A 25,955-nucleotide genomic window follows, 5' to 3' on the forward strand; every position below is an offset into this window, starting at 1 on the left:
ACATCATTTTGGCACCAGTTCGATAACAGGATCCTCATGAGCTTTATTATATTATTACTTCTTCTGCTATTCGTAGGCTTTACACGTTTACTTCAGTGGCGAAAAACCTCTCTGTTTTTATCTCTTGTTCTTATATCGTCATTTGTGCTGATTGGTTCAGGTTTAATTCCTCGTTATTTACTGAACGATCTGCAAGCCGATTACGAAAATAAGCCTGATATCCAATGGTCTGACAATAACGCCATTGTTCTTCTGGGTGCGGGAACGCAGTTAATTAAAAGCACGCAAGAATTCGAGCCAGCCTTTTTCTCTTTTGGCCGAATCAGTGAAACAGCCAGCCAATATAAAGATTGCGCCAAAACCCAAACTACATGCAAAGTGATCATCAGTGGTGGCGATGCACAAAATAACGGTGTTACCGAAGCAGAAGTTTATCAACAACAATTGCTGAGACTTGGTATTCCGATGGGAGACATCATTCAAGAACCAAATAGCGTCAACACTTGGAAGAATGCACAGCTCACTAGTGACCTAATGAAGCATCATAAATTCGACAACATTGTGTTGGTTTCATCTGGCCTACATATTCGTCGTAGCGAGCTCTACTTCAACCACTTCGGCTTGAATGTTATTCCAGTAAGAGCCGACTATATGGCTGCTCAAATTTCATGGTTGCCGTTGTGGTACAACTTTGCGGTCACAGATTTCGCTTTGCATGAGCAGATAGGCTTTGCCCGTTACAACATCTACAACTTTATGGGTTGGAACAGCAAACGCGAAAAGCCAGGTGATGCTTAATCTTTACCAATTAAGTTAATTCGAACTAGACAAAATGCAGCAGCAATCGAACGGTTGTTGGCTGCATTTTTTGATCCTGCTTATCACAACATCCTTTCTTATTTAGCTTACTCAAGTACTTCCTCATCCTTTGCGCAATAAACCTCTCTAATCCATCTTACTGGCCTAAATTTTCCAAGCCAACATACCAAATAGCAAGACTTCAAAAACAGAAACGTTCAACAATTAACCACCCATAGATTGGATCGTTGAAACTAATTGAAGTCATCAAGATAAGTCTTTATCAAACAACAAGTTGATCAGTACAACCTACTGATATCTATAAGTATTTATTTTCAATTCATTTCAGTATTTTTGGCATTGTTTTATATGACAAAGTACACCCCGCTAGAGTCCCTCGGCTTTAAATAATATCAATAAAATCTAATAACTCGATTCTAATAAAATAGCCAAACAATGGCATTTAGGAACTTATTCATGCTTAACGTCAGTAAAACCGTTCTATTTAGCTCTGCCCTTTGTTTCATCTCTTTTAGCACTCATGCCAAGATATATTCAGACCAAATCGTATTGGATAACCTCGGTGAAGATATCTGCCGCTCCGATTATCGTCCGCTCAGTAATACAGAAGCGCAAGAACACAAAACCGCCCTACTATCTCGCATGAATGTGTGGGACATTGCTGGACTTAAAAATGACTGGGTGATCATGGGGTCTGGCTACCACGGGCTCATCAAACAAGGACAACCAAGCGACAATACTTGGTGCTACCCCAATACCCCAGACGCTGGCCTGCCTTACTACGAAGCGCAAGCCATCGAAACAAACAATAACCTTGATGTTCAACGCGCCTTAGTCAGCGACAACACGAACTTTATCAGACCACTGAGTTACTTAGCCCATAACCTGGGTTACGCTTGGGTGGGAGGCGATAGCGCGCGTTATGTCGGCCAAGACATGGCAATAAAACCGCTTAACAATGGCTGGGAGATTAAAGGTAATAACGATGGAAGCTGTGCCGGTGATCGATGTAATGAGAAGACAAGCATCATTGTTGATAACTTCGCTTACACGCTCGATAACACATCGTTTTTACACGGCTCCATAACAGAGACCGACCAAGAGCTGATTGAAACCGTCTCGGCTTATGCAATCAATGATGGCAATCAGCCTAAACAAATCGTCGTTGACCTTCATTTTGAGCAATCCACACAATGGAGTAAAACACAGCGCTTCGACCTTGCTGATTCAGTCGTCATTGATGAGACCTTTCACTGGCCACAAGTTGGCAAAACAGAGGTAAGAGTCGCGCTAGAAGATGGCCAACGTTTCTCCGATACCAACAGTGGTGCTCGTTTTGAACCAACAGAACTGCAAGCCATCATTACCGTGCCTGCTCACTCAGTACTTCCTTTTCAAGTCGAGTTTTTACGCTCTACCATCACTTACCCATACCGTATCAAAACCAACATGAGTTACGACGTGAACTTCACAGGTTTCCTTCGTTATAGCGGCAATGCGCTAAGCTCACACCCAACAAACCGCCCGACGGTCTCTCACACCTTTACCATGGGAACCACCAGCGAAGATCAAGCCAATATCCGCTACCAATGGAATCACCGTTATATTCCTGGAGAGATGAAATGGTGGGATTGGAGCTGGGCAATCAACACCAATGGCTTAAGTAGCATGCAGTACGCCGCAGGTGCCAGTGTCCGTCCTTTCTACACCTATGTTTCAGGCCAGTTTAGTGCGGAGTCACAATACTCTGGAATGATCGATATTGGTACCGAGCACTCTATTGATTCATTTAACGCCATGACACCTTCTGGCGATTACACAACCTACTATGCGGGTGACATCAAAGTTCTGACTGATTTCGACCCTGCGGCCCTAGCAGAGCTGGGTTATAACAGCGCTCAGCTAACGCTTACCCCAATGCAGCAATAACCCATAGAAAGTTTCAGCTGTTATTCCAAGCCCGTTGCGTCTGCTCTGGGCTTGATTCGTCTTACATTCTCTCAATCATACATCTACATTAGCCGCTAAGTATTCACTTTCTGAATCGTTTTTCATTGACTTAAAAATGAAATCATAACGACACACTAATTTGCGTAACTTAGGGTGCAAATAGGCAATCAGACTACAGTGCCTATCAGGAGGATGTATGAAACCAAATCGATCTACGGTACTCACTGGACATGTAAAACACTGCCCATGCTGCTCTACCGAACTGGTCATCAAAGACCACATTCACGTTTGCCCGCGCAATGAAATTGGCGACTGTTACTTCGATGGCTATGACCAACACGAACAGCGCGCTAATACCGATTTTATCGATCATGCAAGTGCCAACGATAGCCTTGTTTACGGCATGTCAGAACATTAGCGAACGAACGTCAATCAGTCTCAATTCCTGTTCAAATGCAAACAAGCCCTGATGCGAAAGCTTTTCTAGTTAAAAGCGCATCAGGGCTTTTCATATATCACTCCCCTTTTATTCTTCAATAATTCCTCTTCCTCTCTATCAGTATGCCCATCCACTCTTGGCGCAAAATGACCTATCTGTATTTTCAGTGGTTGCTATTATTCACAGCACGAATTACGGAGAGCAAATCAATAGGATTTGACAAAGCTTCGATACTTACTATTCGTTTAGGTTGATAGCGAATAGCTGAGACATCGCGAACGACCCTACGACAACGCTGGAGAATCCATCAGATGCTATTTCGATTTAGTTCACTCTTTACGACTCTGTTACCAGGTTTACTGCTTAGCTTTAGCGCTATGTCGTCAACTATGGTGATGTGGGAAGACCTGATTCCGCCGCCGACAAAAGAAGTCGCGCTACCCGCGTTGAATCAAGATCAAGTCTCTAGTCTATTTGCCGTTTTGAACTATCAGAAAACGAGCCTTAAGCGCGAGATGAACTCTGAAGAGACAGAGCAATACGAAGCAAGCAAGCTCGCATTGAGTGAATCTGGTTATGATGCTGATGAACTACTGGCACTGAGAGAAGAAGCATTGGCGGTAGAGCACATTCGCTTAACTACGGTCAACACCGACCTCGAACTGAACGATGTGACTATTCCGGGCTTCGTTGTCCCGCTTGAAATGGACGGCATGTTAACGACGAAGTTTCTTTTGGTACCCATCGCAGGCGCGTGTATCCATACCCCGCCACCACCGGCAAATCAGACCATTATTGTCGATATTGATGAAGGGTTTCCACTTCAGGATCTTTACAGAGTCGTTATGGTGTCGGGAGATATCGCCACCTTTGAACAAGATCTACCTATCTCATTCATTGATGGAACCGAAGTGATCAGCACGGGTTACTCAATGGCGGCGCATAAAGTCAATTACCCTTAGTAATTCGCCAACTTTCAATAACGTATTCATTTTCAATAACGTATTTATTTTCAATAGGAAAGCAGTCATGAAATCATCCATTCGCTCTGTTGCGTTACCCATCGTCTTAATTGCGTCAGCAGCTAATGTTTACGCAGACAGTTACGATGTAGTCATTCAAGGTGGTCATGTTATCGACCCAGAGACAGGTTTGAGTGATGTACGAAATATTGGTATCAACAAAGGCACCATTGAAGCGATCACTAAAGATTCAATCACGGGTAAAACCATCATTGATGCGAACGATCACATCGTCTCTCCAGGTTTCATCGACCTCCATCACCATGGTCAAAACATTGCTGGCTATCGTATGCAGGCACAGCAAGGTGTGACCACCGCCCTTGAATTAGAATCGGGTATTTTGCCTATCGGTGACTGGTACAAAGGACAGGCAGAAAAGAACCTGCCGATTAACTATGGTGCATCAGCAGCGTGGACATTTGCTCGTATCGCAACGTTCACCGACAGTGAGCCACAAGCTAATTTGCAGTACTTTCAAAGCATGCAAGGGCTCGATAACTGGAAGCAGAAAATCGCGACACCAGAGCAGCTAGAAAAGATCATGGCATACGTTGAGCAAGGCTTAGACGAAGGTGCGATCGGGATTGGTATCAATGCGGGTTATGCGCCGGGCTATGGCCAAAAAGAGTACTATGCCCTTTCTAAACTTGCAGCAGAGCGCGACGTTGCGACTTACACGCACGTTCGTTATGCCAGCATGATGGAACCAGGCAGCAGCTTTGAGGCTATTCAAGAGTTGATTGCGAACTCTGCACTGACTGGCGCCAAGATGCACATCAACCACATCAACAGTACTTCACTGCGCGATATTGACGCGACATTAGAACTGTTCGATGAGGCAACCGAGAACGGTTTCCATGTTACAGCAGGTGCTTACCCATGGGGAGCAGCAAGTACGGTGGTTGGCGCGGCGATGTTTAGCGGGCCAGAATGGAAAGAACGTTTAGGCTATCAAGAAGAAAGTATCCAAATGGGTACCGAACGCCTTAATAACGAAGAGCTTCTCAAAGCACAGAAAGAACAACCGGGCTCAATCATTAACTGGCACTTCTTAGATGAAGCGGTCCCAAGTGAGTTGTCTGCACTGGATAAGTCAATCATCCATCCCAATGTGTTGATTGAATCAGACTCCATGCCTTGGATGTTGATCGAAGATGGCAAGGTAAGCTATTACGAAGGTGATGAGTGGCCAATTCCAAGCGAGGCATTTGCACACCCTAGATCGAGCGGTACGTTCACTAAAATCTTAGGCACGTACGTAAGAGAGCGTGGTTTGCTTTCTATGGAAGAAGCGATTCGTAAAATGAGTTACATGCCTGCAACTGTGCTTGATGGCTTCGTTCCTCAGATGGAGAAAAAAGGCCGCATCCAAGTGGGCATGGATGCAGACATCGTTATCTTTGATCCAAAAACAGTAGCGAACAAAGCGACATACCAAGTACCAGCTGCTATTTCTACAGGGGTTGATACCGTGTTAGTTAACGGTCAGTTTGTGGTTCAAGATGGTGAGCTTGTAACAAGTGCCGCCCCAGGACAAGCAATACGTCGTGACACTCAGAAGTAACGTCATTCGAGCGTTAGAGATTAGATAAAAACTCAAAGTTAGATTAAGTCAAAAGTAGATTAGATCAATATAAAGCCAGCCCCGTCTAAACTACATCTAGACCGGTCTGGCTTTTTGTTTATCCGTTAAAACATATCTTAACTAGCTGGTTTGCTTTTGATATTGCGCCGGCGTTTTGCCCAACCACCCTTTGAATGCTCGGTTAAAGTTAGATAAGTCGCTATAGCCACATCGCCATGCTGTCTCGAAAGGTGATGTGTTGGCTTTAAGCAACCGCTTCGCCACCTGACAACGAGCCTCATCTCGCAAACCACGAAATGTACAACCATGCTCGGTGAACTGCCTTTGCAGAGAACGCGACGAAGTTCCAATCAATGAAGCAAGCCATTGAATATTAAACCACGGTAGCACCGCATAGGTTTGCACCAGTGCAGTAATTACCGTCAACCAATCACTGTCTATTGGCTTATCTACTGGGACAAAACCCGTAGACAACGGCACTTCAATGGCACCAAATGCATGGTCGAAATGGAACGCGTCTAGATTCGCAGTATTGGTAACATCTCTCGCCAAGTGGTCAGGAAAGCTCATAAACACCGAGTTAGGCTCCCAATGATTACCCAAGAACATGCGACACAGCGAAATATAAGCAAAGGTTCGAAACCATTCTGCTTGGTCATAACCGGGTAACGAAGGATGGTATGAGCCTCGGTGACACAAGTACCACTTGCCATCAATTTTATCGACCCAAACCACCATGTAGTTGTTTAACGTCGGCATCATTTCAAGCAGATGATGAAGTGCATGTTCTAAGTTTTCACATCCCGAGAACTCAGAAACTAACTCAGGCGAGATTTGGTCAAGCGTGATTAACCGCCCCACGTCAAACCCAACATTCTTATTGGTTTGTTTGACCATTGCACCAAGAAAAGCCATCGCTTGATGAGAAGACAACCAATACTCTTGGTCTTCAATATCTTCAGGGAAGTCGTATTCAGCCGCAATTTTTCGCCACTCAATCCCCTTTTGTTCAAAGTAAGCTAAGAAGGGAGCAAGGTTGTTTGAATTACTGATATTAATAGGATTCTGCATTAAGCGATTAAAACCTTAGAGACTATCTATTAACGACTATAGCGTTAATTGTTTTTCGATGTGAACTGTTACCGAAACATTGAGTAGTACGCTGCGAAAAAGTACGCTGCGAAAATACACTACAAGTGATAAGAGCAAAGTAAACGTGCTGGCATAGAGCTTTGATTGAATGGTTTTGGGTGTGCAGATGGAAGAAGCGTACAAGGGGCGATATTAAAACAGGTTGCGGAAAGTGAAGGCGTAAGATGAGAAACTGAAATTGAATGAAGCCTCCATGCTTCGGGATCTTTAATCGTTAAATAGGTGTAGGTTCTAGAAGTAAACCTTATAGAAAACCCACGCTACCGTGTCATCAATATCGATTTTTTTCGATGTAGATTTCATGCTGCCATTGGTGTTTTCAATCTTAAATTTCCCCCAACGAGTACCATCGCTCGACAAAGGCGTACCCGCAGTTATTGAGCTTTTCAGTAATGAGGTTTCAATGTCACCATCCATGTAGGTGTATTCAGGTGAAAGCATAAAGTACGTGCCATCAGCACCCGGCTTCCATGAAATATACGCCGCAGCCATACCACCAAGTATGTCGGTCTTTTTTTCACCCATCGAAGATGCAAAATCACTGTCGTAATCACCCGCTAGCACGCCCACTCGACCGAACAGAGTTAGGTTTTCTACGTCCGGTTTGATCATCACGACTCCGCCCAACGCTGCAGTCGTGAACTGAGTATTGTCGATGATATCAATCGAGCCCGCCGCTGACGGCATAACAGGTTTAGCGAAATTCATAACATGGAAATATTGCAGTCGGCTGTCTTTGTATTTTCCGTCTTGGTCCATGGTTCCTTCGATGGTACCCATCGCCATTTGACCGTTTTGTAAACCATAGCCAATAGAGCCCGACAGTTTCACGTCGCCTTGGTTACTAAAGCCTAAATAAGCGGATGTGTTAACGGCGGTCAGGTTCGAAGGATCAATCACTTCTTCATTAGAATCTTGTGCGTGAGCTAAAGTGATGCCAGCGCAAAACAGAGTCGTTGCGAAAGCAATTTTGGTGCGTTTTTTCATGTGTGTTCTCCCGTATTAAGGGAACGCACTATAGAGGTTTGCTTAGGTTTATTAAGGTCATTTTGCGCCAAAAAAAATGCAGCGCCAATCGAGTGATTGTTCGCTGCATTCTTAGATCCTATAAACTTAGCTAGCCATTAAAATGGAGCTAGGCAAAACGGATTACCACATTAGATCATCTGGGATCACGAAGTCTTTGTACGGGTCATCTTCGTCTACTTCGTCTGTGCTACCTGCCTGCGTATCAACGATAGATTCTTCGTCGCGCATAGCAATCTTGTTCGCTACTGCTGTTGGAATAACAACATAGCTCTCGCCTTGACGAGCAATACTTAGAATGCCTTTACTTAGTTGCTTTTGAGTCAGCTCTTCTACGTAAAGGTATTTAACTAGCGTACCGTCGGTGAAGTTGTATTTGATCTCACCGTTCTTCTGTTCGATCTTGTTCATCTCAATCAGTTGCTTCACTTGAGCTTTAATTTCTTTGCTCAACTGTTGTTCTTTCAACTGTTGGTTTAGCTCTTTGTCTTTCGCTTGCTGCGCCAGTTTAGTTTCTTCAGCTGCCGCTTTTGCTTCACGAGACTGAACGCGAGACTTTTTAGAGCCTTTCTTCGCCTTCTTTAATTTTTTCTCATTTACCAAGCCAGCTTTAAGCATCTGCTCTTGGAGTGTTAACTTTGCCATGACTTTCCCAGTTCAGGATTAAAAACGGCACTATCATACCTGTTTTTAAGGTTTCTGTTTACTGAACAAGAGTAAATTACAGAACAATCGCAAAATTTGTGCTGATAGATCTAAGCCGTCGCCACAATCCCTTCTAGTTGCTCACAATCTCTACTCTCCCCCAATAAACAGTTTTGATTTAAGCATGCCAACATTGGATGTTCTACCGACTCAAAACCATTATCTGACTCTATCATTCGCGCGCGTACCATTTATCATTCCAACAAGACAATATGTTAATTTTCAATAGCCAATCAATTTTATAAAACCTTGGCATATATCTCATATTTGAATAAATGCCATAGAGTTATAACTCCAATGTCATAACTCTTGACTACGTTATTCTAGACATCAATCAATAAGGATAACGTAAACGATGAAAACTCAATGGACTTGGTTAGCTGCACTTGTGGCATCCACATCAATCGCTTCAACCTCTGCGATCGCAGACACCGACGTGTATCTCACCAATAACACCAATCAAGTGATGACCATTCAAGCCAACCACAGCGGTACCGACCTGCTTCAACTCGGTGATGAGTGGCAACAGCATGTTGAACAGATTGGCCCTTGGGAGACGAAGAAGCTGATCAGTTTCAACCGCTGGACTGGTGTGAAATCTGGGAAGACCTATGAGTTTGACACTGTGGTATCGAACGCTGTGGGCGAGAGTGTCACGCTCAACCAAACCATGAAGGGACATTGGTATAACTCGACACTGCAACATGGTTTGAGTGCCGCAGACGTCAACCTAACATTGCATGACGATCGTAATACTCATCGCAGCACCACCGATGCGTTCGGGGTCAATGCAGAGCTAGCCCTCAAAGCCGATTCTACATCGCGCTATGATGATATTTATTACACCATCACCCCACCAAAAGTGGATGAACAACCAGAGCCGGATGCCAATACACTGAAAGTCATGACTTACAACATCTGGGCGCTGCCTGCTATCGCTTCGCATATTGGTGACCGCTATGACCTGCTCCCTCAATACGTAAAGGGCTATGACGTGTTGGCGCTGCAAGAGGTGTTTGCTAACGGCAGAGATGAGTTCTTGCGTGAGCTTGCGAAAGAGTATCCTTATCAAACTAAAATGCTCGATAAAGATGGGATTAACATCTATGACGGTGGCGTGATCATTGTCAGCCGCTACCCTATCGTTAACGAAGCTCAGTATGTTTTTCCGGATTGCACGGGCACTGACTGCTTTGCAGATAAAGGCGTTAACTACGCGGAAGTGATCAAGAATGGTCTGGCTTACCATGTTTTCGGTACCCACACGGCATCATTCGATACGGACACGGCACGTGACTACCGACAACGTCAATTCAAGCAGATGCGTGCACTGGCGCAATCTCTGAATATCCCGGCATCAGAAACTGTGGTTTACAGCGGTGACTTCAACGTGAACAAACTGAAGTTCCTAGACGACTACCAACAGATGTTCGCTAACCTGCAAGCTGAAGAGCCACAATACTCAGGTTACACCGCTTCTACCTTTGACCCACGCATCAACAACTTTGCGGGTGAGCCTATGTCGGGTGGCGAGAACGTTGAGTATCTCGATTATGTGGTAGTGAGCTCAGAGTATGCAGCTAAAGCGCATAACGACAATCGCGTGGATGTCCCAAGATCAACAAGCAGTGAGTTATGGAAGCACTACAACCTTTCAGACCACTTCCCTGTTAGCGCCGTGATCAAGTAACTCGGTGAACCAATAATGCATCGAGTTATATTAATCCTAATGCTCGTCTTAACGGCGAGCATTATTGGCTATTCGTGGTCATCAAAAACGAACGAAACAGCGCTATCTTCTGCTCAACACACAGAACCTAAGCCGCGTGTTTCTACGACAACCGATGACGATAACTTCACACCAACTGCAACCACCAGTTCGGGAAATTCAGCATCGCACAGCAATCAAGCCCAAGCTAGAGCACTGGACGGGAAAATTCTTGCTGAAAACTTGAGCGAACTTGAAGGTAAAGCTTTATTCGATGAACTCGATGGGTTCTGGAAGCTTTGCCAACAACGCGATGACTGCGCAGCGCAATTAGCACGATTGAAATCAGAGTTGCCGGGCATATGGTTTGAGTTACTGAGCGACTATCCGCAGCTATCAGCCGACTGGCAATTAACCCAAAGCACTATCCCACTAGAATCCATAGAGACACTTGAAGAGCGTGTTGCCCTATTCAAACAATCTGCCCAGCAAGTATGGGGAGCGTTGGCCCACCAGCTATTCGCAGACCAGTTTACTCATCTGGATTTTACGCTTGACGCCAACACCCTTGAAGAGAACGAAGCGAACCAGTTTTTGGCCAACTATCAAGATTTGCTTAGTGAATGGCAAAACAATACGGGCACGTTAAACGCGGAAACACAGCTTCAAAAATATGAACTGGCAGTATCTTTGATACCCAGCAGCTATAGCCCTGCTGAAGTAGCATCAGTCAAAGCCGACCTTCAAGATACCTACTTAGATGAAGCGCAGGCCAACAACATTGCCGCGCGAGAACAACAAGTCGCACAACAGCAACAAACCGTGATGAGTTATCACGAGCAACTGGATCAGCTCAAAGCGAGCTTAAACTCTCAGCGTTCATCAAATTATGCCACTTGGACTCAACACGATTGGGACAGTTATTATCAGCAGCAAGTCACCGATTTCAGAGAACAGTTTTTTAGCAAGTAACGCCTTAACTTAAACCATCACGAAACTGCGCGGGCGTTTTATTGAGCCACCCTTTAAACGCCCTTCTGAAATTTGCGGGGTCGCTATAACCGAGCCTTTCACCAATGTCGTCAATGCTCATGGTTGTACCGAGTAGCAGTTCTTTGGCCAGCTCCACTCGAACTTCGGTCAGCAATGCTTGATAACTGGATTCATGGGTTACTAGCTCTCGCCTGAGCGTACGAGAGCTACAACCAAACTCATCCGCAAGTTGTTCAATATTCGGGAAACTGCCTGCGGTTTGATAAAAGATCGTTTTGATCTGGTTAGTCAGTAGATGCTCAGAGTCCAGCGTTTCGACTATCGACTGGCAAGACGCAAGATAGCGCTTCAGTGTCGCGGCATCATGAGTCAATAAGGTTTGTGATAAAACCGAGGCATCAAAACGCAGTTCACAATGGCTTTGCTCAAAAACTACAGGGCAATCGAAACGGTCGTCATAAAGCTTGGTGTAATTAGGGCGAGCATAAGGCAAAGCCAAAGTATGAATATCCAACTCATGACCAGTCAGTTCTTTGAATAAAGAGACGATTGAACTTAAGAAATATTCACTGCAGAAAGGGAGCAGATCGCCCACTTCCAAGGTGTTCTCAATCTGAATCACTGCTTGCTCGGAATCTAGAAACAATTTAACCGAGAAGATAGGACCGTTGAGGCGCAGATATTTAAAGCCCGACTTGATGGCCTCCCCGACATTTTGACTGGTCGATAGCGCATAACCCAACACACCAAAGTGGCTCAAGCTAGCGTGTTCCCCCAGCCAAAGCCCTAAGCCATCGTGAGGAAAGCTCTGATTCGCCACGCTAAATAACGCAAGTTTATCAGCGTAAGTCAGCTTTCCATTCGGGTCTCGCCAATCCATGTTCGGCAAACCCACATCATTGAGTAGCCTTTCAATATCGACGCCTCGTTGCTCTAGCGTATTTAACAGCAGCGCGATATCTAATGTACCCAACTGATGCCGATGTCCGGTTGGCTTATACTCCGCAATGATATCCAATCGAATCTCCTTATATCTAACCCCTTCCCATAAACATGACTACTCAGCTTCAACAACACTGCTAACAAAATCGTGATTGCTCACGCGCTATTGTCCGAATATGACCTCCCAATTCTACGCTACTCATCGCACAATGGCTTTAGTTGTTAAATTTATGTGAACCATCGCAATGATAAAAACGAATCCTGCCCCACACAGTTTGATTGATTCTAATGGTCAGCCGATCATTGGGCATTTCGATGGCATCCCCAAGAACCTGAACATCGAGAACTTTGACTACCGAAACTCGATGGATGCAAAAGCAAATCTTTGGCAGAAGCACTTCCACTACAAGCAATTTCAATTTGTCAGCATCGTCACCGACACACACATTATTGGTGTCGCTATCGCGGATATTCGCTACTTGGGCTCGGCATTTTGTTATCTGTACGATATTGAAAACAACCATCTAGAAGAGTCATCTTGGTTGAGGCCATTAGGGTTTGATAAACAAGTTACCGCTTCGCCATTTGACGGTACGACAAACATTGCAGGCCAAAGCATCACCTTTAATATTGAAGGCGGGCAATGGCGAGTTCGCTTGAATACCAAACTCATAACGGCCGATATTTCTTTAGCTCCTGAAGCCGACAGCTTACCCATGGCGATGTGCAGCCCAACGGGGTATTCAGGTTGGACTTACACCCAAAAGCACAATGCTTTGCACATCAGCGGCGACATCCAAATCAAAGGAAAATCACTCGATCTCACTCAAGCTCATGCCGGTTATGACTTTTCAGCGGGTTACATGAGACGTGAGACCAGTTGGCGCTGGGCAAGTATAAACACGCAATCCAATGGCAGTGATATTGGCTTGAACCTCGCGGCGGGCGTGAATGAAACTGGAGGCTGCGAAAACGTATTATGGGTCAATGGAACTCGGCACTTACTGAACCCGGTACAGTTTGCGTTCAGTCGCCAAGACACGAACTTGCCTTGGCAGATAACATCACAAGATGGACGTATAAACCTGACCTTTATGCCCCTTAATAACCGCAGCGAAAAGCTCAATTTATGGCTGTTAAAGAATAACTTTCGTCAGTTCATTGGTCACTTTTCTGGCTCTATTGAAGACAACAATGGAGTGACACATCAACTCGATGGTGTTCTTGGTCTAACAGAAGATCACTTTGCTCGCTGGTAGCGAAATTCTGCTGACTGAATCTCAGACGATCAAGTCTAAGTAAGCTTGATACTAAGAACGCGTATGGCGTCTCAACAAGGATAAAACATGAATATCGACGCATTAATCAATCACCCAGAATGGCTACTGCTGGTATTAGCGCCCTTGTTCATTGTGTGCATGTTGGCTGAGTATTTTATCGGTCAGAAGCAAGGTCGATTGCCAGATAATTCCAGCTATAAACTTTCAGAAGTGATGTGTAATTTCACCCTGGCAGGAATGCATCAACTCTCCGATTTGCTCACTGGGTTATTGGTCGTGCAGCTGTATCTTTGGATGTTTGGTTGGCGCTTAATAGACATTGAGATGGGCGTGCTGAGTTTTGTTGCATTGATGGTGTTACAAGACTTTTTCTATTATTGGTTCCATAGAGCAAGCCATCGTGTTCGCTGGATGTGGGCAGCACACGTCGCGCACCATAGTTCAGAAAGCATGAACTTCAGTACGGCTTTCCGTCAAAGCTTAATGTATCCACTAGCTGGGATGTGGTTGTTCTGGTTGCCGCTGGTCATCATAGGTTTTGACCCTAAATGGGTGATCTTCGTGGTGCTTCTCAATCTAGGTTTGCAGTTCTTTGTCCATACACAATGGATACGAAGCTTGGGGCCACTTGAATACATCTTTAATACCCCTTCGCATCATCGAGTACATCACGGCAAAAATCCGCAATACATCGATAAAAACTACGCGGGCGTTCTTATTATCTGGGATAAGTTATTTGGTACGTTCGAGCCTGAAGTTGAAATCGTACGTTACGGTGTCACCAAGCCTGTAAACAGTTTTAACCCGATAGTGGTCACCTTTCAAGAATGGAAGGCCATATTCAAAGATTTGAGGAACCGAAAGTTAACCATCAAACAGAAAGTGCAATTGATACTCTCACCTCCCTCGGATTAAACAGGAGGGAGTACCAGCTAACGAATCAAAAATATAACAATACCTTAAACACTTTGAATCGAACGTAGGTAACAAGGTCAAACATAATAGTCTCATTACCTACGAAACATTGTAGCGAGTTAAACGTGGTTAAAAAGCAAACGAAACACCGAATTGCACTACGTTTTCTTCAAAATGGTCTGAGTCAAACGCCTTATTATTATGACGATATTCAACGTATGGTTGCAGATCAGTATCGGTATAAGTTAGTCGAGCCTCGTAATGAAGATTCGTATCATTGTCTTGAACTAAGCTCGATTCCAACTGTTTTTGAACAACATAATTATACGAAAATACGGCAACATGCCCTAACTCATAATTAAAGCCAGCATCTAATCGGGCAACTTGGCTATTTGCAGACGAGTGGTCGTGTTCATGGTGATGGTCATTATACATATGACCATCATGTCCAGAGATTGAAGTTTTACTGTTGCCGTAATCGTATCCAATACGACCATTCAATGTTAGCTCATGGTTGACTTGATAATCCGCACCGAAACGAGCACGAATCTCATTGCTGTCGTTGTAACCACCTTGAGCGTATGCAAACAACCCTAATTCGTCAGTAGGCTTAAAATAATGACCAGCACCTACTTGGTAGAAATCATGAGCACCTGTTTCACCTTCCGCATAGAGAAATAAACCGGTTTCATCCATCCATACCGCTTCAATACCGTAAGATTGTTCTGTGTCTGAGCTACCATGACCATGATGCTCTTCATTAGCGACATACACATCAATCTGCGATCCATTTGATATATCGACGTTGCCGTGAGCATGCACAGTAATCGGCGTAATCAGAGATGCAGCTAAAATAGCTAATGAGATTTTTGGTAGCCCATGTCTAACGATTGCAGTTTTCGAAGGGATGATTGTTTGATTGTTTCTATGGCTTAATACAGACATTGCATAACTCTTTTGTATGGGTAATGTTCGTATTATAGGGTTGCTGTACTTATGAAAAAGAGCGTCAACTTAAGTTAAAACCTCAGTTTCATTTATGTATTAGCTCATTAATTCTATTTGCAGAGTCGGAATAGATAAGGAAATACTGTCGTTTAATTCGCGTGTGCTCAACCGAAGCTAACAGCAAAGATCAATACACTTTATGAAAATCGATGAGGTTGAATGTGAGGTCGCTTACCCAGAAATCGCCGTCCAAGTCGGCACCTTGCACGTATCGCTTGTCGCCCATTTCTAAAGTCACAATGTATTTGCCCGCGATCAGCCCCTCTACCATGTAAAAGCCATCGCTCTCAATCTCGCTCGAATACTCGGCGCCTTTCTGGATATGTTTAAAGTGCAGATAAGCACTGTTTTCTAGGTCACCTTCTACCGTGCCATCGACGCCAAATGACACCACCATTTCGATATGAGCATGAGTTAGCCCGACTTGCTTAGTATTTACAAATACGGGGTTTTGAATCGGCGTGAGGTTAAGGTCGAGTGCCCCTTCATCAATATAGATAGGCAGATTATCTCGAGCCGGAACACTTGAGAATTCAAATCGGCCTTTTGCATCACTGACTGCTCGTTGATCCAAGATTTGTAGGCTTACGCCTTGTATCGGCTGTTTGTGGTGATCGTAAACAATGCCCGTCAGCTTAGAATGGTTGTATCGATTCCACTCAACAAACTCACCAATACTTTCGTCAAAGTAAGTTTTAGCACCGAATTCGGTCGTCATCTCGACACCGTATCGATCTGCAGTTCCTTCCAGTTTAAAGAGTAAATAAGGATTCACTCGAGCTTCTAAAGAGGCAGTAAACGAAACCTCTTGTTTCTGATAGCGAGCCGATACGTTGGTCGTGAGCTCTTGAAAAACCTCCAACGGATCTAACAGGCACTCTTTGCACGCATTTCTCAGAGACAGCTCCGTTCGTTCATGATGACCAGAGCCATCAACAGTTCCAGAAATATTCCACGACGTATCAGAAAACCCGCTTTTAGCCAAGCCAATCGTATGCAGGTAATCGTCTTGATGAGAAGCTTTGATGTATCGATAGTCACCGGCGTATGAGATAAACAGATTACGAGCCACTTTCGAGTTGAGCTTAGGTTCAACACTCAATTCGTCGTCATCATCTCTTATCGTTAAAAAGGCTGTTAGATTTGCAAGCGACAGGTTGTATTTGAACACATCGTATTCCATTGACTCTAAGTCCAATTCATCGGTTTTATTGAGCTCTATCGATGCCGACTGATCGCCGTTGATCAAGATATCAAACTCCATTGGAAAGCGATTGAACTCCGGCAACCAACCGATATGGCCCGCAAACCAGTGCGCAGGTAAATATCGTCCTTGAAAGCCAATCAGATCTTTGCCATGTTGCCTCATAAAGGCGCTACCCACGGTGAAGTAATCGGCAAGCCCATACTCAAGCGACACAGCGCCCGCTCGGTCTGCGCCTTCATTACCGACCACTTGCACGCCCCACTCGTTGCGTGGCAGAAATGCATCTTCTAAACCGGCGACGGTGATCTCTTCTTCCTGCCAGACACCTTTCGACAAGTAGTAGCGAAACTTTATGATGTCACCGGGGGAAATATTGTCTTCTTCAACTACGAAGCGTCCGAACTCATCAGAGCGATAAGTGGTTTGATAGATGCCATTAACCAAAACATCGATGCTGATGTTAGGTTGAGTGGTTCGTTCGAGTTGAAGGTTGCCGAACTCTGTCTGTCGCTTTCGATTGGTGTAATAGAGCCCGTCTTCGAGCGTTTGATTCACGGTAAAGACGCTGCCATCTAATAACACATGGCCGACTTCCAAAGACCCTTCGCCGTCATGTGCTTCAACCGCAATGTTGTAATAAACGATGGGGTTATCTTCTCGTGAATCAATCGACAAGCGAGACAAGGAGTGTTCAGTGCTTAATATGGTGTCCGATAGTGCGTAAACATCACCACCACTTTCACTGTCGTGATAAACAGAACTGGCTAACCGAGTCGCCAAACCCACGGCGGCAACAGGTTCGAAAGCTGGTGTGTTTTCTGCTCGCTTGAGATCCTCGGCCTTCTTACGTGATTCATTTTTCATCTTAGAAATGGCCGCTTCCAACTCAGTCAATGAGCTGAATTCTGGAGAAACAGTGAGCCGGTAATCATCAATATCCCAACGCACTTTAGCCGGGATACAAGCTTGTAAGCTATACCAATGGACGTAAGTTTCTGAGCCTATGACTTGATATTTGATCGACTGGATATTGTTGTCATCGCGGTAGCAGATGGCTTGTTCAGTATCAACAATATACGCCGGAGATTCTCTGCCCACATCTTGTGGCAAGTACAATTCGCAATATCCGCTTTCATCACACTGACCATTCATTTCGAGCAGATAAAAAGCGGTATTAGATATCGAAATAAAGGGCTCTTCGTAGTCATCCATCATGACACGATAAAAGCTATCCCCGACTTTCCCTACTCGAACTTCAACATGGGCTGGATAGAGCTCGCTCGCCTCACTTTCTTCTTCAGATTGCGAATACGCAACAAAAGGAAACAATGAGGCGAGCAAAAAGAGTCGCCAAAGCATGCAATTGAACACTAGCCTTTAAAGAGTCTGCGACAATGAAACGAGCACTAGAGAACACATTCGTACAGAGGCTGTTCGTTCTGAACCAGTGAGATCTTCGACCCTTTTGGGAAAGGCTTAGTCAATTCAGCATTACGAAGTAGCACCACTTTTTCGCTATGCTCGTCGACATTCAATCTTGCAGTAAATTGAAAGTTACCATCGTTACGAATCTTGATGCTTTGGTTGTCACACGCAAACTTAACATCTTGTACCTGCTCACCTTTCTGCACATAAACAGGAACATAACTGTTGATGTGAAAGTTCAGTTGAAAAGCTGAACCATCACTGTTGGTTTTGCTTGAAGACAACGCAATGTCTGATAACTCGGCGGCTTTTGCTATTGGGGAAAACCACAAGTAAGCACGATATTCACCATCAGCCATGTCAGCAGGCAGAGCATTCATACGTAAGCGAACCGTGCGTCTTTGATTGGGTTTAAGTTCACGAATTATTGGTGGTGACACTTTAATCCAACTTGCGATGTCTTCCGATTCAGCAATATTAGCGTCAGTTCTAACTAAGCCACTCGCCTTTACAGGGCGATAAATCGGTTTTATCTCCAAGCGAATCGGTTGATCTGAGTTATTTTCGACGACGATTTTTTCAGTCACCGAAGTGTCGGCATCCAAAACAAAACGAGTCGGTGCGATGAGTAGCTGAGCATAGGCTTGTGTTGTGAAGATTAAGCCGAGAACACATGAGATAAACAACTTCATTTATAATTAACCTCAAAAGGGATTGTACTGGTGTAAAGGCCTGCGGGGTGGTTAGCGCCGATTTTCACTTTCGCACCAATACACAATAATTTGCTTCTTCCATTCCCTTTGATTTTGGCTCTACCACGCTTTGATAAGCCACAACCAAAATAAAACTTTCTAATACGCAGACGCTTGGATTTACGAGAATGATTTAGGTATTGCTTGGAAGGGAGAGAAACCACGATTTTTTTACCCGGCTCACCTTCAACATAAAAACGAACTACATAAACCTGACTATTGGCTGGGTTTGAATCCGCATTCTGACCCGATCCAGAGATATACATGCCTGGAAATTTCACTTCCATATTCTCAGGAATAATTTCTAGCGCATGAAAAGGGCTAGAATAAAAAATAAGACTGATATAAATCGTGTATTTTAATAGAACACTCATAGTAAATACGGCTGCTTTGCAACAGCCGTAATATTATACTGGTTTCATTTATTTATTGGTAAGTGACATCTACTGCAACGTTTGCAGTATATGTACCAGCAACTAATGTCGCACTTGAAGTACGTGCAGTGCCGCCAATATTAAGATCCGCAGTACCACCCGTAAGGGTAATAGCATTATTAAAGTCAAATTCAGCTGCAATCGTATTTACGCCATTCACCAAGTTAGTATCAGAAATACTGACTGTTACTGCATCACCAGACTCTCCAGAAAGAGTAAATGCCGCCGCTCCTGCATCGCCTTGAGCGATGACAACGTCCGTGGTGTTGTCTGAAGTGATGATACCGAAGTCAAGATCACTTGTTTTTGTCATTGTAATTGCTTGTTTTACTTCTAGTGTTGCATCAAAAGTGTCACTCACAGCGAAAACGTTCGCTGAAGAGATAGAAAGTGCAGATACAGCAACAACCTTAAAGACTTTGTTCATTTCTTTAATCCTTTATATAAAATCGGCTTTATTATTAGGGTTACCTAATAGTCAATCAAAGTTAACAATTAAGTAACAACAATCCTATTTAGAAAATATATATATTGACACTTATTTATAAAGAAATAAGGCGCAGTGAGAATAAGATCACGCAAATTGATACAAATAACACTAACGAAAATAATGGTATTAGAGTATTACTACCAATTAGATATAAAACTGGTTTTACATCTAATTCCTTTATTTCTGTGTGTTATTAATTTTTATAAAAACGCCTAAATTTAAATATCCCAAAAATGAGATGGAACATCCCCCACCATTCTATTCAGATTCATCACTATATAGATCGACGTGTTGCAATATAGTCTCAAAAATGAAACAAAATGATATCTATATAGCACTGTAATAAAAATGAAACATTAGAGTTTTCTTTATATCCAATTCAAACACGGATTATATAAAGTATTAAAAATGAGACTGGCACAACGCTCCAGATAAATTAACCCCGGCAATCATAAATACCGAAAATTAAATTAAAACTTAGAGGATTGTATTGTGAAAAACACCATCTTTGGACAGAGCCTAGACAGGTAAATGAAGCGGTTTAACACCTGTGCTACGGATTAGACATCTGCGCTTCAGTTTAGACAAAAGCACAGCGGTTTAGCCACAGGTACAGCAGATTAACCACCAGTCAAAAAGCAACGAGCGCGTTTCTAATCACACAGCTTTACAGTAAAAAACAAACAAACTCATTCGCAGTCAACCTGAAACCCGACTCATCACCTTACAAAGGCTAAGGTAAGAAAAGAGGTAACTAGGCAGAATCGCGACTATGAAAAGCCACAATTGGTTTCAAAACCTTCCCTACTGACTCGATTGAATAGTAAAGCACCGTTTTCCGGCAATTTATTTGTGATCTGGGTTGCACGCGTACCGCATACTATCAGATACTGAACAAAACTAACCTTCAGCCACAGTAAACGTTCCGCGCTTGCTGTTCAGGAAATTCAATGAGTTCAGATAATCAGCCGACCTACTTCTTTTTCGATTACGAAACTTGGGGCGTGAGCCCAGCAAAAGACCGTCCGAGTCAATTTGCAGGTGTTCGTACCGACCAAGATTTCAATGTTATTGGAGAACCTCTGGTTATCTATTGCCAACCTCCTGCTGATTACCTCCCTGCGCCTGAAGCTGCGTTGATCACCCGTATCACTCCACAGAAAGCGGCTTCACAAGGTCTCCCTGAACCTGAGTTTATCGCTAAGATCCATGCTGAGTTAGCGAAACCTAACACCACAAGCCTTGGCTATAACAGTATTCGATTCGATGATGAAGTAACGCGTTACACCTGTTACCGAAACTTCATCGACCCATATGCGTGGAGCTGGCAGAACGGCAACTCACGTTGGGATCTGTTAGATGTAATGCGCGCTGTTCACGCACTGCGTCCTGAAGGCATTGTTTGGCCAGAGAACGAAGAAGGTTACCCAAGCTTCAAACTGGAACACCTATCTGTGGCAAACGGCATTGAACACGAAAACGCGCACGACGCGATGGCCGATGTTATTGCGACTATCGAATTAGCGAAAAAGCTGAAAGCTGCACAACCTAAGATGTTTGATTACCTTTACAACATGCGTCATAAGCGTAAGCTAAATGACCTGGTTGATATCGTAAACATGACACCATTGATGCACGTTTCTGGCATGTTTGGCCGTGACTGCAACTACACCAGCTGGATTGTGCCTATGGCTTGGCACCCAACCAATCAAAATGCCGTTATCGTGGTTGATTTAGCCAAAGATCCAAGCCCACTGTTAGAACTGGACGCTGATGAACTCAGAGAAAGACTCTATACCAAACGCAGTGAACTGAATGAAGACGAGTTACCCGTACCCATCAAATTGGTTCAACTGAACAAGTGCCCTATTCTTGCTCCAGCCAAAACGCTGACGGCTGAAAATGCCGAAACCATCGGTATCGATCGCCAACAATGCTTGAAGAACTTGGCACTGCTGCGCGAACATCCAGAGATCCGCGAAAAACTGATCGGCCTGTACTCACAAGAGCGCGAGTACGAAAAGAGTGATGATGTTGACACACACCTTTACGACGGTTTCTTTTCACCTGCTGATAAAACAGCGATGAACATCATTCGTGAAACTGACCCGAACAACTTGGCAGCTTTGGATATCACCTTCAGTGACGAACGAATTAAACCGTTACTGTTCCGTTACCGTGCGCGTAACTTCCCATGGACGCTCGACGAAGCTGAGCAATTGAAATGGGCGAACCATTGTCGTGAGTTTTATGAGTGCCGTTTAGAAGAGTACATGCTCAACCTTGAAAACCTCGCGCACGAACATGAAAGCGACGAGAAGAAAATGGCTATCTTGAAGGCGGTTTATCAATACGTAGAAAAGTTAGCTAGCTAATTCCATTATCAAGAGACGTAACACTTTGAAAGAAAGATTGATCCAACTGGTTTACTGCTTAATCTCCTTCACCTTAATCATAGGTGCACTTACAGCAGGTAACGCGTTACAACACTTTTTGGATACCTCAATCCCAGGCAGTATTTTTGGCATGTTGATTCTGTTTGCCGCCATGGTGATTGGTATTGTTCCTTCGCACTGGGTACAGCCCGGTGCAAGCTTGATTATCCGCCTAATGATCTTACTATTTGTTCCGATCAGTGTTGGGTTGATGGATCACTTCGACATGCTCATCGCGAACGCATTGCCAATTATGGCGAGCGCCGTTGGTGGCACATTGCTGGTGTTGGTCTCCTTATCATGGTTCTTAGACCGCTTGCTTTCGAGAGGTAACTGATCATGTGGATTCTTCTCACCATCGTGGTATTCCTGTTTGCGCGCTGGGTAAGTCAAAAAGTAAACTCACCGCTGTGTAATCCCCTGCTTATCAGCATTGGTATCATCATTCCGATTCTCACGTTCTTTAGAGTACCGTTTGAGACTTACTATGCTGACAACACCTGGATTACTTACATGCTTCAGCCTGCGGTTGTTGCACTTGCTTACCCGCTTTATGAACAGCTACCTCAAATCAGAGCCAACTGGCGCATCATTACCTTTGCTTGCACGCTAGGCAGTGTGATGTCGATGACAACAACGGCAGTGATTGCAGTGGCTTTTAAAGCAGACTTAACTTTGATTGCGAGTTTATTAGGTAAATCAGTCACCACGCCAATTGCGATGGAAGTATCGAGCCATTTAGGTGGTGAAGCAGCGATTGCGGCAATACTGGTATTGATTGTTGGTCTGTTTGGGGCAATTTTTGCTTACCCAATCTACAATCTCATTGGTATTAAGAGCCCTATTGCCCGAGGTTTAACTATGGGTACCGTGTCTCACGCTTTAGGCACGGCAACCTGTGCTGAAAAGAATCAGGAAGATGCAGCATTCAGTTCTTTGGCTCTTGTGCTTTGTGGCGTCATTACCTCGATCATCGCACCGAGTATATTTTCGCTCGTGGTTTGGTTCTACTCTTAACCAAATTGATGACACGATATGAGCAATAAGTCTTCACCAAGCATTACTCGTTACCTGTGAGCTTTGTTGATCGCTTATAAGTGATTTAAAGACTGAATCGGCCCAAGCAATACTCTGTTTATTGAACTGCTCTTCAATAGCCAGACACCCATTGTTTGGGCTTTTTTCTCGAATTTATTCAGCAATAGCAAACTAATCACGGGCAATAAGTGCGATATCAATGGCGGTTTTTGCTCTTGCAATCGATTTCATCTGTGACTTCACTCTAATTATGCAAGCCAATGTAACAACAACAACACAATAGTGATCATTGTCACAGAAAAATCTTGAGTATTGCATAGAATTAAAGCCTAAGGTCAATTAAGGATTCAACATGAACAGTCGTATTACCCTGGCGCTGGAAAGTGCTCCATCATCAATGAAAGCGCTTTTGAGTGACATCGTATTAGCAGACAACTTTGACGCGACATTGTCTCCAGAACAATTTGCTAGCCTACTGCAAGCAAGTGGTCTAGCGGATGACGAACTACGTATTGCGCTACTTCCTTTTGCCGCAGCGTATTCTTACGCTCCGTTATCTGACTTTTATGTTGGTGCAATCGTGCGTGGTTTGTCTGGTACTCTGTATTTTGGTGCAAACCTTGAAATCGCTGGTGCTCAACTTGGTCAAACCGTTCACGCTGAGCAATCTGCAATCAGCCACGCTTGGATGAAAGGCGAGCAAGGTATCTCAGATATCACCATCAACTTCAGCCCTTGTGGTCACTGTCGTCAATTCATGAACGAACTGACAACAGCAAAAGAACTTAAAGTTCAGCTTCCACAACGTGATGAAATGTCTCTGCAAGAGTACCTACCAGACTCATTCGGCCCTGCTGATTTAGGTGTGACAACTGGCCTAATGACAAAGCTTGATCATAAGTACACGACCGAAGAAACAACGCCTATTGTTGTAGAAGCGCTAGCAGCACTAAACCGCAGCCATGCTCCTTACACCAAAAACCTAAGTGGTGTTTCATTACAACTGACGTCAGGTGAGATTTTCACGGGTGCTTACGCAGAAAATGCAGCGTTCAACCCGAGCCTACCACCTCTGCAAGTCGCGTTAATTCAACTTAAACTAGCTGGCTTCGATTTCGAACAAATTGAAAGTGCTGCTTTGGTTGAAATCGCAGAAGGTAGCATCAGTCACCTAGCGGATACGCAATCTACATTAGAAGCGATTAATCCCGACATTCCAGTGACTTACTTAGCAATCTAAGTACATCTGATTAACAAAAATTTAAATAAGCAGCCCTATTTAACAGGGCTGCTTTTTTTATGCCTGTAATTAACGCAACAACTTGCGCAAACGTTTGCTTTTGTCATTGAAATAAGTATGATCACCCCGTTTTCAATCAATCGCTCAAAAGATCGGAAGGAATTTCTATGTTTGGTACTGCTACTCGTGAAAATGCTACTCGTGTACTTCTATTAGGTTCAGGTGAACTCGGCAAAGAAGTTGCTATCGAGTGCCAACGTTTAGGCTTGGAAGTTATTGCATGTGACCGTTACGCAGACGCACCCGCAATGCAAGTTGCACATCGTAGTCATGTATTAGACATGTTAGACGGCGATGCACTGCAAGCAGTCATTGAACTTGAAAAACCAGATTATGTGGTTCCTGAAATTGAAGCTATTGCCACCAGCAAGTTGGTAGAGCTAGAAGCGCAAGGCTTAAATGTCGTTCCCACTGCAAATGCGACTAAGCTAACGATGAACCGCGAAGGTATCCGTCGCCTAGCTGCAGAAGAGCTAAAGCTGAGCACTTCTCCTTACCGCTTTGCAGACACCTTTGAAGATTTCTCAGCCGCTGTTGAATTCGTGGGCATGCCTTGCGTTGTTAAGCCGGTTATGAGCTCTTCAGGTAAAGGCCAAAGCGTTATCAAAACAGAAGAAGACATTCAGAAATCTTGGGACTACGCACAAGAAGGCGGTCGCACTGGCGCGGGTCGTGTAATCGTTGAAGGCTTCATCGACTTTGATTACGAAATTACGCTACTTACCGTTCGCGCAGTCGACGGTGTTCACTTCTGTGCGCCTATCGGTCACCGCCAAGAAGACGGTGATTACCGTGAATCATGGCAGCCACAGGTCATGTCTGACAACGCACTGAAAGCCGCGCAATACACGGCTGAACAAGTGGTTAACGCACTAGGTGGTCACGGCATCTTTGGTGTCGAGCTGTTTGTTAAAGGCGATCACGTTATCTTCAATGAAGTATCCCCTCGCCCACACGATACTGGCTTAGTGACATTGATGTCTCAAGACTCATCTGAATTCGCACTGCACGTACGTGCCTTTACTGGTATGCCGATCAAATCCATCACGCAATACGGCCCTTGTGCATCAGCGGTTATCCTTGGCCAAGGCACTTCAACCAACATTCGTTTTGAAGGTCTTACAGAGGCGCTAGACGCACCACAAACACAAGTTCGCCTGTTTGGTAAGCCTGATATCGATGGCCGCCGTCGTCTAGGTGTGGCGCTTACTCGTCGCAACAGTACAGAGACAGCGATTGAAGATGCAATTGAGAGCGCTTCTAAAGTAAAAGTGATTTACTAACCAGCTATTCAATTCTGAACAATCACGACTTCAAATCTGAACAATAA

Annotated in this window: 23 protein-coding genes; 14 read left to right on the plus strand and 9 right to left on the minus strand. The window is 44.2% G+C overall.

All coding sequences use genetic code 11. The features are described from left to right. Positions 1–36 precede the first annotated feature (36 nt). The 5 genes from MSG36_RS12050 to MSG36_RS12070 all read left to right on the plus strand — a co-directional run bounded on the left by MSG36_RS12050 (position 37) and on the right by MSG36_RS12070 (position 5,794). The gene (locus tag MSG36_RS12050; RefSeq protein ID WP_248368030.1) at positions 37–798 is read left to right on the plus strand and encodes a YdcF family protein; all 762 of its coding nucleotides are present in this window, start codon (positions 37–39) and stop codon (positions 796–798) included. Between the two features lie 477 nt (positions 799–1,275). Then, positions 1,276–2,748, plus strand: a complete 1,473-nt coding sequence (locus MSG36_RS12055; protein ID WP_248368031.1) for an aerolysin family beta-barrel pore-forming toxin — start codon at positions 1,276–1,278, stop codon at positions 2,746–2,748. Positions 2,749–2,965: 217 nt separating this feature from the next. After that, positions 2,966–3,187 (plus strand): hypothetical protein, encoded by a 222-nt coding sequence (locus tag MSG36_RS12060; protein ID WP_017059142.1) that lies wholly within the window; start codon positions 2,966–2,968, stop codon positions 3,185–3,187. Positions 3,188–3,585: 398 nt separating this feature from the next. After that, a complete protein-coding gene (locus MSG36_RS12065) occupies positions 3,586–4,170 on the plus strand; it encodes a DUF3299 domain-containing protein (protein ID WP_248368032.1) in 585 nt (194 codons plus the stop codon). A 67-nt stretch (positions 4,171–4,237) separates the two neighbouring features. Continuing rightward, complete coding sequence (locus MSG36_RS12070; protein WP_050645294.1) at positions 4,238–5,794, plus strand: amidohydrolase family protein; 1,557 nt, start codon at positions 4,238–4,240, stop codon at positions 5,792–5,794. Between the two features lie 141 nt (positions 5,795–5,935). On the opposite strand, the gene MSG36_RS12075 is transcribed toward MSG36_RS12070, so the two are convergent. From MSG36_RS12075 to MSG36_RS12085, 3 genes are all read right to left on the minus strand, one after another. Beyond that, entirely contained in the window at positions 5,936–6,886 is a 951-nt protein-coding gene (locus MSG36_RS12075) for an AraC family transcriptional regulator (RefSeq protein WP_017090903.1), read from the minus strand. A gap of 312 nt (positions 6,887–7,198) precedes the next feature. Further along, positions 7,199–7,954, minus strand: a complete 756-nt coding sequence (locus MSG36_RS12080) for a hypothetical protein (protein WP_248368033.1) — start codon at positions 7,952–7,954, stop codon at positions 7,199–7,201. 162 nt (positions 7,955–8,116) lie between these two features. Beyond that, on the minus strand, positions 8,117–8,638 hold the full coding sequence (locus MSG36_RS12085; protein ID WP_010441213.1) for a DUF2058 domain-containing protein: 522 nt from the start codon (positions 8,636–8,638) through the stop codon (positions 8,117–8,119). 415 nt (positions 8,639–9,053) lie between these two features. Here MSG36_RS12085 and MSG36_RS12090 point away from each other — a divergent pair, with 415 nt between their 5' ends. Both MSG36_RS12090 and MSG36_RS12095 read left to right on the plus strand, forming a co-directional pair. After that, positions 9,054–10,388: a sphingomyelin phosphodiesterase gene (locus MSG36_RS12090; protein ID WP_248368034.1), complete on the plus strand. Its 1,335-nt coding sequence runs from the start codon at positions 9,054–9,056 to the stop codon at positions 10,386–10,388. 39 nt (positions 10,389–10,427) lie between these two features. Further along, positions 10,428–11,378 carry a chromosome partitioning protein ParA gene (locus MSG36_RS12095; RefSeq protein WP_248368339.1) on the plus strand — a complete coding sequence of 317 codons (951 nt, stop codon included), beginning with the start codon at positions 10,428–10,430 and terminating at the stop codon, positions 11,376–11,378. Between the two features lie 4 nt (positions 11,379–11,382). Here MSG36_RS12095 and MSG36_RS12100 read toward each other — a convergent pair whose 3' ends face one another. Continuing rightward, positions 11,383–12,417: an AraC family transcriptional regulator gene (locus MSG36_RS12100; protein ID WP_248368036.1), complete on the minus strand. Its 1,035-nt coding sequence runs from the start codon at positions 12,415–12,417 to the stop codon at positions 11,383–11,385. Between the two features lie 169 nt (positions 12,418–12,586). On the opposite strand from MSG36_RS12100, the gene MSG36_RS12105 reads away from it, so the two are divergent. Then, the gene (locus tag MSG36_RS12105) at positions 12,587–13,600 is read left to right on the plus strand and encodes a DUF2804 domain-containing protein (protein WP_248368038.1); all 1,014 of its coding nucleotides are present in this window, start codon (positions 12,587–12,589) and stop codon (positions 13,598–13,600) included. A gap of 87 nt (positions 13,601–13,687) precedes the next feature. After that, positions 13,688–14,536, plus strand: coding sequence for a sterol desaturase family protein (locus MSG36_RS12110; protein ID WP_248368040.1), 849 nt, complete (start codon positions 13,688–13,690; stop codon positions 14,534–14,536). 129 nt (positions 14,537–14,665) lie between these two features. Here MSG36_RS12110 and MSG36_RS12115 read toward each other — a convergent pair whose 3' ends face one another. From MSG36_RS12115 to MSG36_RS12135, 5 genes are all read right to left on the minus strand, one after another. Then, positions 14,666–15,481: a hypothetical protein gene (locus MSG36_RS12115; protein ID WP_248368043.1), complete on the minus strand. Its 816-nt coding sequence runs from the start codon at positions 15,479–15,481 to the stop codon at positions 14,666–14,668. A 190-nt stretch (positions 15,482–15,671) separates the two neighbouring features. Continuing rightward, the gene (locus tag MSG36_RS12120; RefSeq protein WP_248368046.1) at positions 15,672–18,110 is read right to left on the minus strand and encodes a carboxypeptidase-like regulatory domain-containing protein; all 2,439 of its coding nucleotides are present in this window, start codon (positions 18,108–18,110) and stop codon (positions 15,672–15,674) included. 47 nt (positions 18,111–18,157) lie between these two features. Then, positions 18,158–18,868: a molecular chaperone gene (locus MSG36_RS12125; protein WP_122082940.1), complete on the minus strand. Its 711-nt coding sequence runs from the start codon at positions 18,866–18,868 to the stop codon at positions 18,158–18,160. Beyond that, positions 18,865–19,302 carry a DUF4402 domain-containing protein gene (locus MSG36_RS12130; RefSeq protein WP_122082941.1) on the minus strand — a complete coding sequence of 146 codons (438 nt, stop codon included), beginning with the start codon at positions 19,300–19,302 and terminating at the stop codon, positions 18,865–18,867. The genes MSG36_RS12125 and MSG36_RS12130 overlap by 4 nt, the downstream gene beginning before the upstream one ends. A gap of 52 nt (positions 19,303–19,354) precedes the next feature. After that, entirely contained in the window at positions 19,355–19,789 is a 435-nt protein-coding gene (locus MSG36_RS12135; protein WP_048611824.1) for a DUF4402 domain-containing protein, read from the minus strand. Between the two features lie 1,013 nt (positions 19,790–20,802). Here MSG36_RS12135 and sbcB point away from each other — a divergent pair. The 5 genes from sbcB (at position 20,803) to purT (ending at position 25,908) form a co-directional block, all read left to right on the plus strand. After that, on the plus strand, positions 20,803–22,227 hold the full coding sequence (gene sbcB / locus MSG36_RS12140) for an exodeoxyribonuclease I (RefSeq protein ID WP_248368049.1): 1,425 nt from the start codon (positions 20,803–20,805) through the stop codon (positions 22,225–22,227). A 25-nt stretch (positions 22,228–22,252) separates the two neighbouring features. Continuing rightward, positions 22,253–22,624 (plus strand): CidA/LrgA family protein, encoded by a 372-nt coding sequence (locus MSG36_RS12145; protein ID WP_004734867.1) that lies wholly within the window; start codon positions 22,253–22,255, stop codon positions 22,622–22,624. Positions 22,625–22,626: 2 nt separating this feature from the next. Further along, positions 22,627–23,304, plus strand: a complete 678-nt coding sequence (locus MSG36_RS12150) for an LrgB family protein (protein ID WP_017059134.1) — start codon at positions 22,627–22,629, stop codon at positions 23,302–23,304. A gap of 373 nt (positions 23,305–23,677) precedes the next feature. Then, a complete protein-coding gene (cdd, locus tag MSG36_RS12155) occupies positions 23,678–24,565 on the plus strand; it encodes a cytidine deaminase (RefSeq protein WP_048617318.1) in 888 nt (295 codons plus the stop codon). Between the two features lie 167 nt (positions 24,566–24,732). Continuing rightward, positions 24,733–25,908 carry a formate-dependent phosphoribosylglycinamide formyltransferase gene (gene purT, locus MSG36_RS12160; RefSeq protein ID WP_102582954.1) on the plus strand — a complete coding sequence of 392 codons (1,176 nt, stop codon included), beginning with the start codon at positions 24,733–24,735 and terminating at the stop codon, positions 25,906–25,908. Positions 25,909–25,955 lie beyond the last annotated feature (47 nt).

Source organism: Vibrio sp. 1CM8B, assembly GCF_023161685.1.
GTDB classification, from domain to species: Bacteria; Pseudomonadota; Gammaproteobacteria; order Enterobacterales; family Vibrionaceae; genus Vibrio; species Vibrio coralliirubri.

Excerpts from the sequence above, each read along its gene's own strand:
- MSG36_RS12090 (WP_248368034.1), top strand. The coding sequence starts at position 9,054 with ATGAAAACTCAATGGACTTGGTTAGCTGCACTTGTGGCATCCACATCA.
- sbcB (WP_248368049.1), top strand. The coding sequence starts at position 20,803 with ATGAGTTCAGATAATCAGCCGACCTACTTCTTTTTCGATTACGAAACT.
- MSG36_RS12075 (WP_017090903.1), bottom strand. The coding sequence starts at position 6,886 with ATGCAGAATCCTATTAATATCAGTAATTCAAACAACCTTGCTCCCTTC.
- cdd (WP_048617318.1), top strand. The coding sequence starts at position 23,678 with ATGAACAGTCGTATTACCCTGGCGCTGGAAAGTGCTCCATCATCAATG.
- MSG36_RS12055 (WP_248368031.1), top strand. The coding sequence starts at position 1,276 with ATGCTTAACGTCAGTAAAACCGTTCTATTTAGCTCTGCCCTTTGTTTC.
- MSG36_RS12080 (WP_248368033.1), bottom strand. The coding sequence starts at position 7,954 with ATGAAAAAACGCACCAAAATTGCTTTCGCAACGACTCTGTTTTGCGCT.
- MSG36_RS12120 (WP_248368046.1), bottom strand. The coding sequence starts at position 18,110 with ATGCTTTGGCGACTCTTTTTGCTCGCCTCATTGTTTCCTTTTGTTGCG.
- MSG36_RS12085 (WP_010441213.1), bottom strand. The coding sequence starts at position 8,638 with ATGGCAAAGTTAACACTCCAAGAGCAGATGCTTAAAGCTGGCTTGGTA.
- MSG36_RS12095 (WP_248368339.1), top strand. The coding sequence starts at position 10,428 with ATGCTCGTCTTAACGGCGAGCATTATTGGCTATTCGTGGTCATCAAAA.
- MSG36_RS12065 (WP_248368032.1), top strand. The coding sequence starts at position 3,586 with ATGTCGTCAACTATGGTGATGTGGGAAGACCTGATTCCGCCGCCGACA.
- MSG36_RS12135 (WP_048611824.1), bottom strand. The coding sequence starts at position 19,789 with ATGAACAAAGTCTTTAAGGTTGTTGCTGTATCTGCACTTTCTATCTCT.
- MSG36_RS12110 (WP_248368040.1), top strand. The coding sequence starts at position 13,688 with ATGAATATCGACGCATTAATCAATCACCCAGAATGGCTACTGCTGGTA.
- MSG36_RS12125 (WP_122082940.1), bottom strand. The coding sequence starts at position 18,868 with ATGAAGTTGTTTATCTCATGTGTTCTCGGCTTAATCTTCACAACACAA.
- MSG36_RS12130 (WP_122082941.1), bottom strand. The coding sequence starts at position 19,302 with ATGAGTGTTCTATTAAAATACACGATTTATATCAGTCTTATTTTTTAT.
- MSG36_RS12070 (WP_050645294.1), top strand. The coding sequence starts at position 4,238 with ATGAAATCATCCATTCGCTCTGTTGCGTTACCCATCGTCTTAATTGCG.
- MSG36_RS12150 (WP_017059134.1), top strand. The coding sequence starts at position 22,627 with ATGTGGATTCTTCTCACCATCGTGGTATTCCTGTTTGCGCGCTGGGTA.
- purT (WP_102582954.1), top strand. The coding sequence starts at position 24,733 with ATGTTTGGTACTGCTACTCGTGAAAATGCTACTCGTGTACTTCTATTA.
- MSG36_RS12060 (WP_017059142.1), top strand. The coding sequence starts at position 2,966 with ATGAAACCAAATCGATCTACGGTACTCACTGGACATGTAAAACACTGC.
- MSG36_RS12050 (WP_248368030.1), top strand. The coding sequence starts at position 37 with ATGAGCTTTATTATATTATTACTTCTTCTGCTATTCGTAGGCTTTACA.
- MSG36_RS12105 (WP_248368038.1), top strand. The coding sequence starts at position 12,587 with ATGATAAAAACGAATCCTGCCCCACACAGTTTGATTGATTCTAATGGT.
- MSG36_RS12115 (WP_248368043.1), bottom strand. The coding sequence starts at position 15,481 with ATGTCTGTATTAAGCCATAGAAACAATCAAACAATCATCCCTTCGAAA.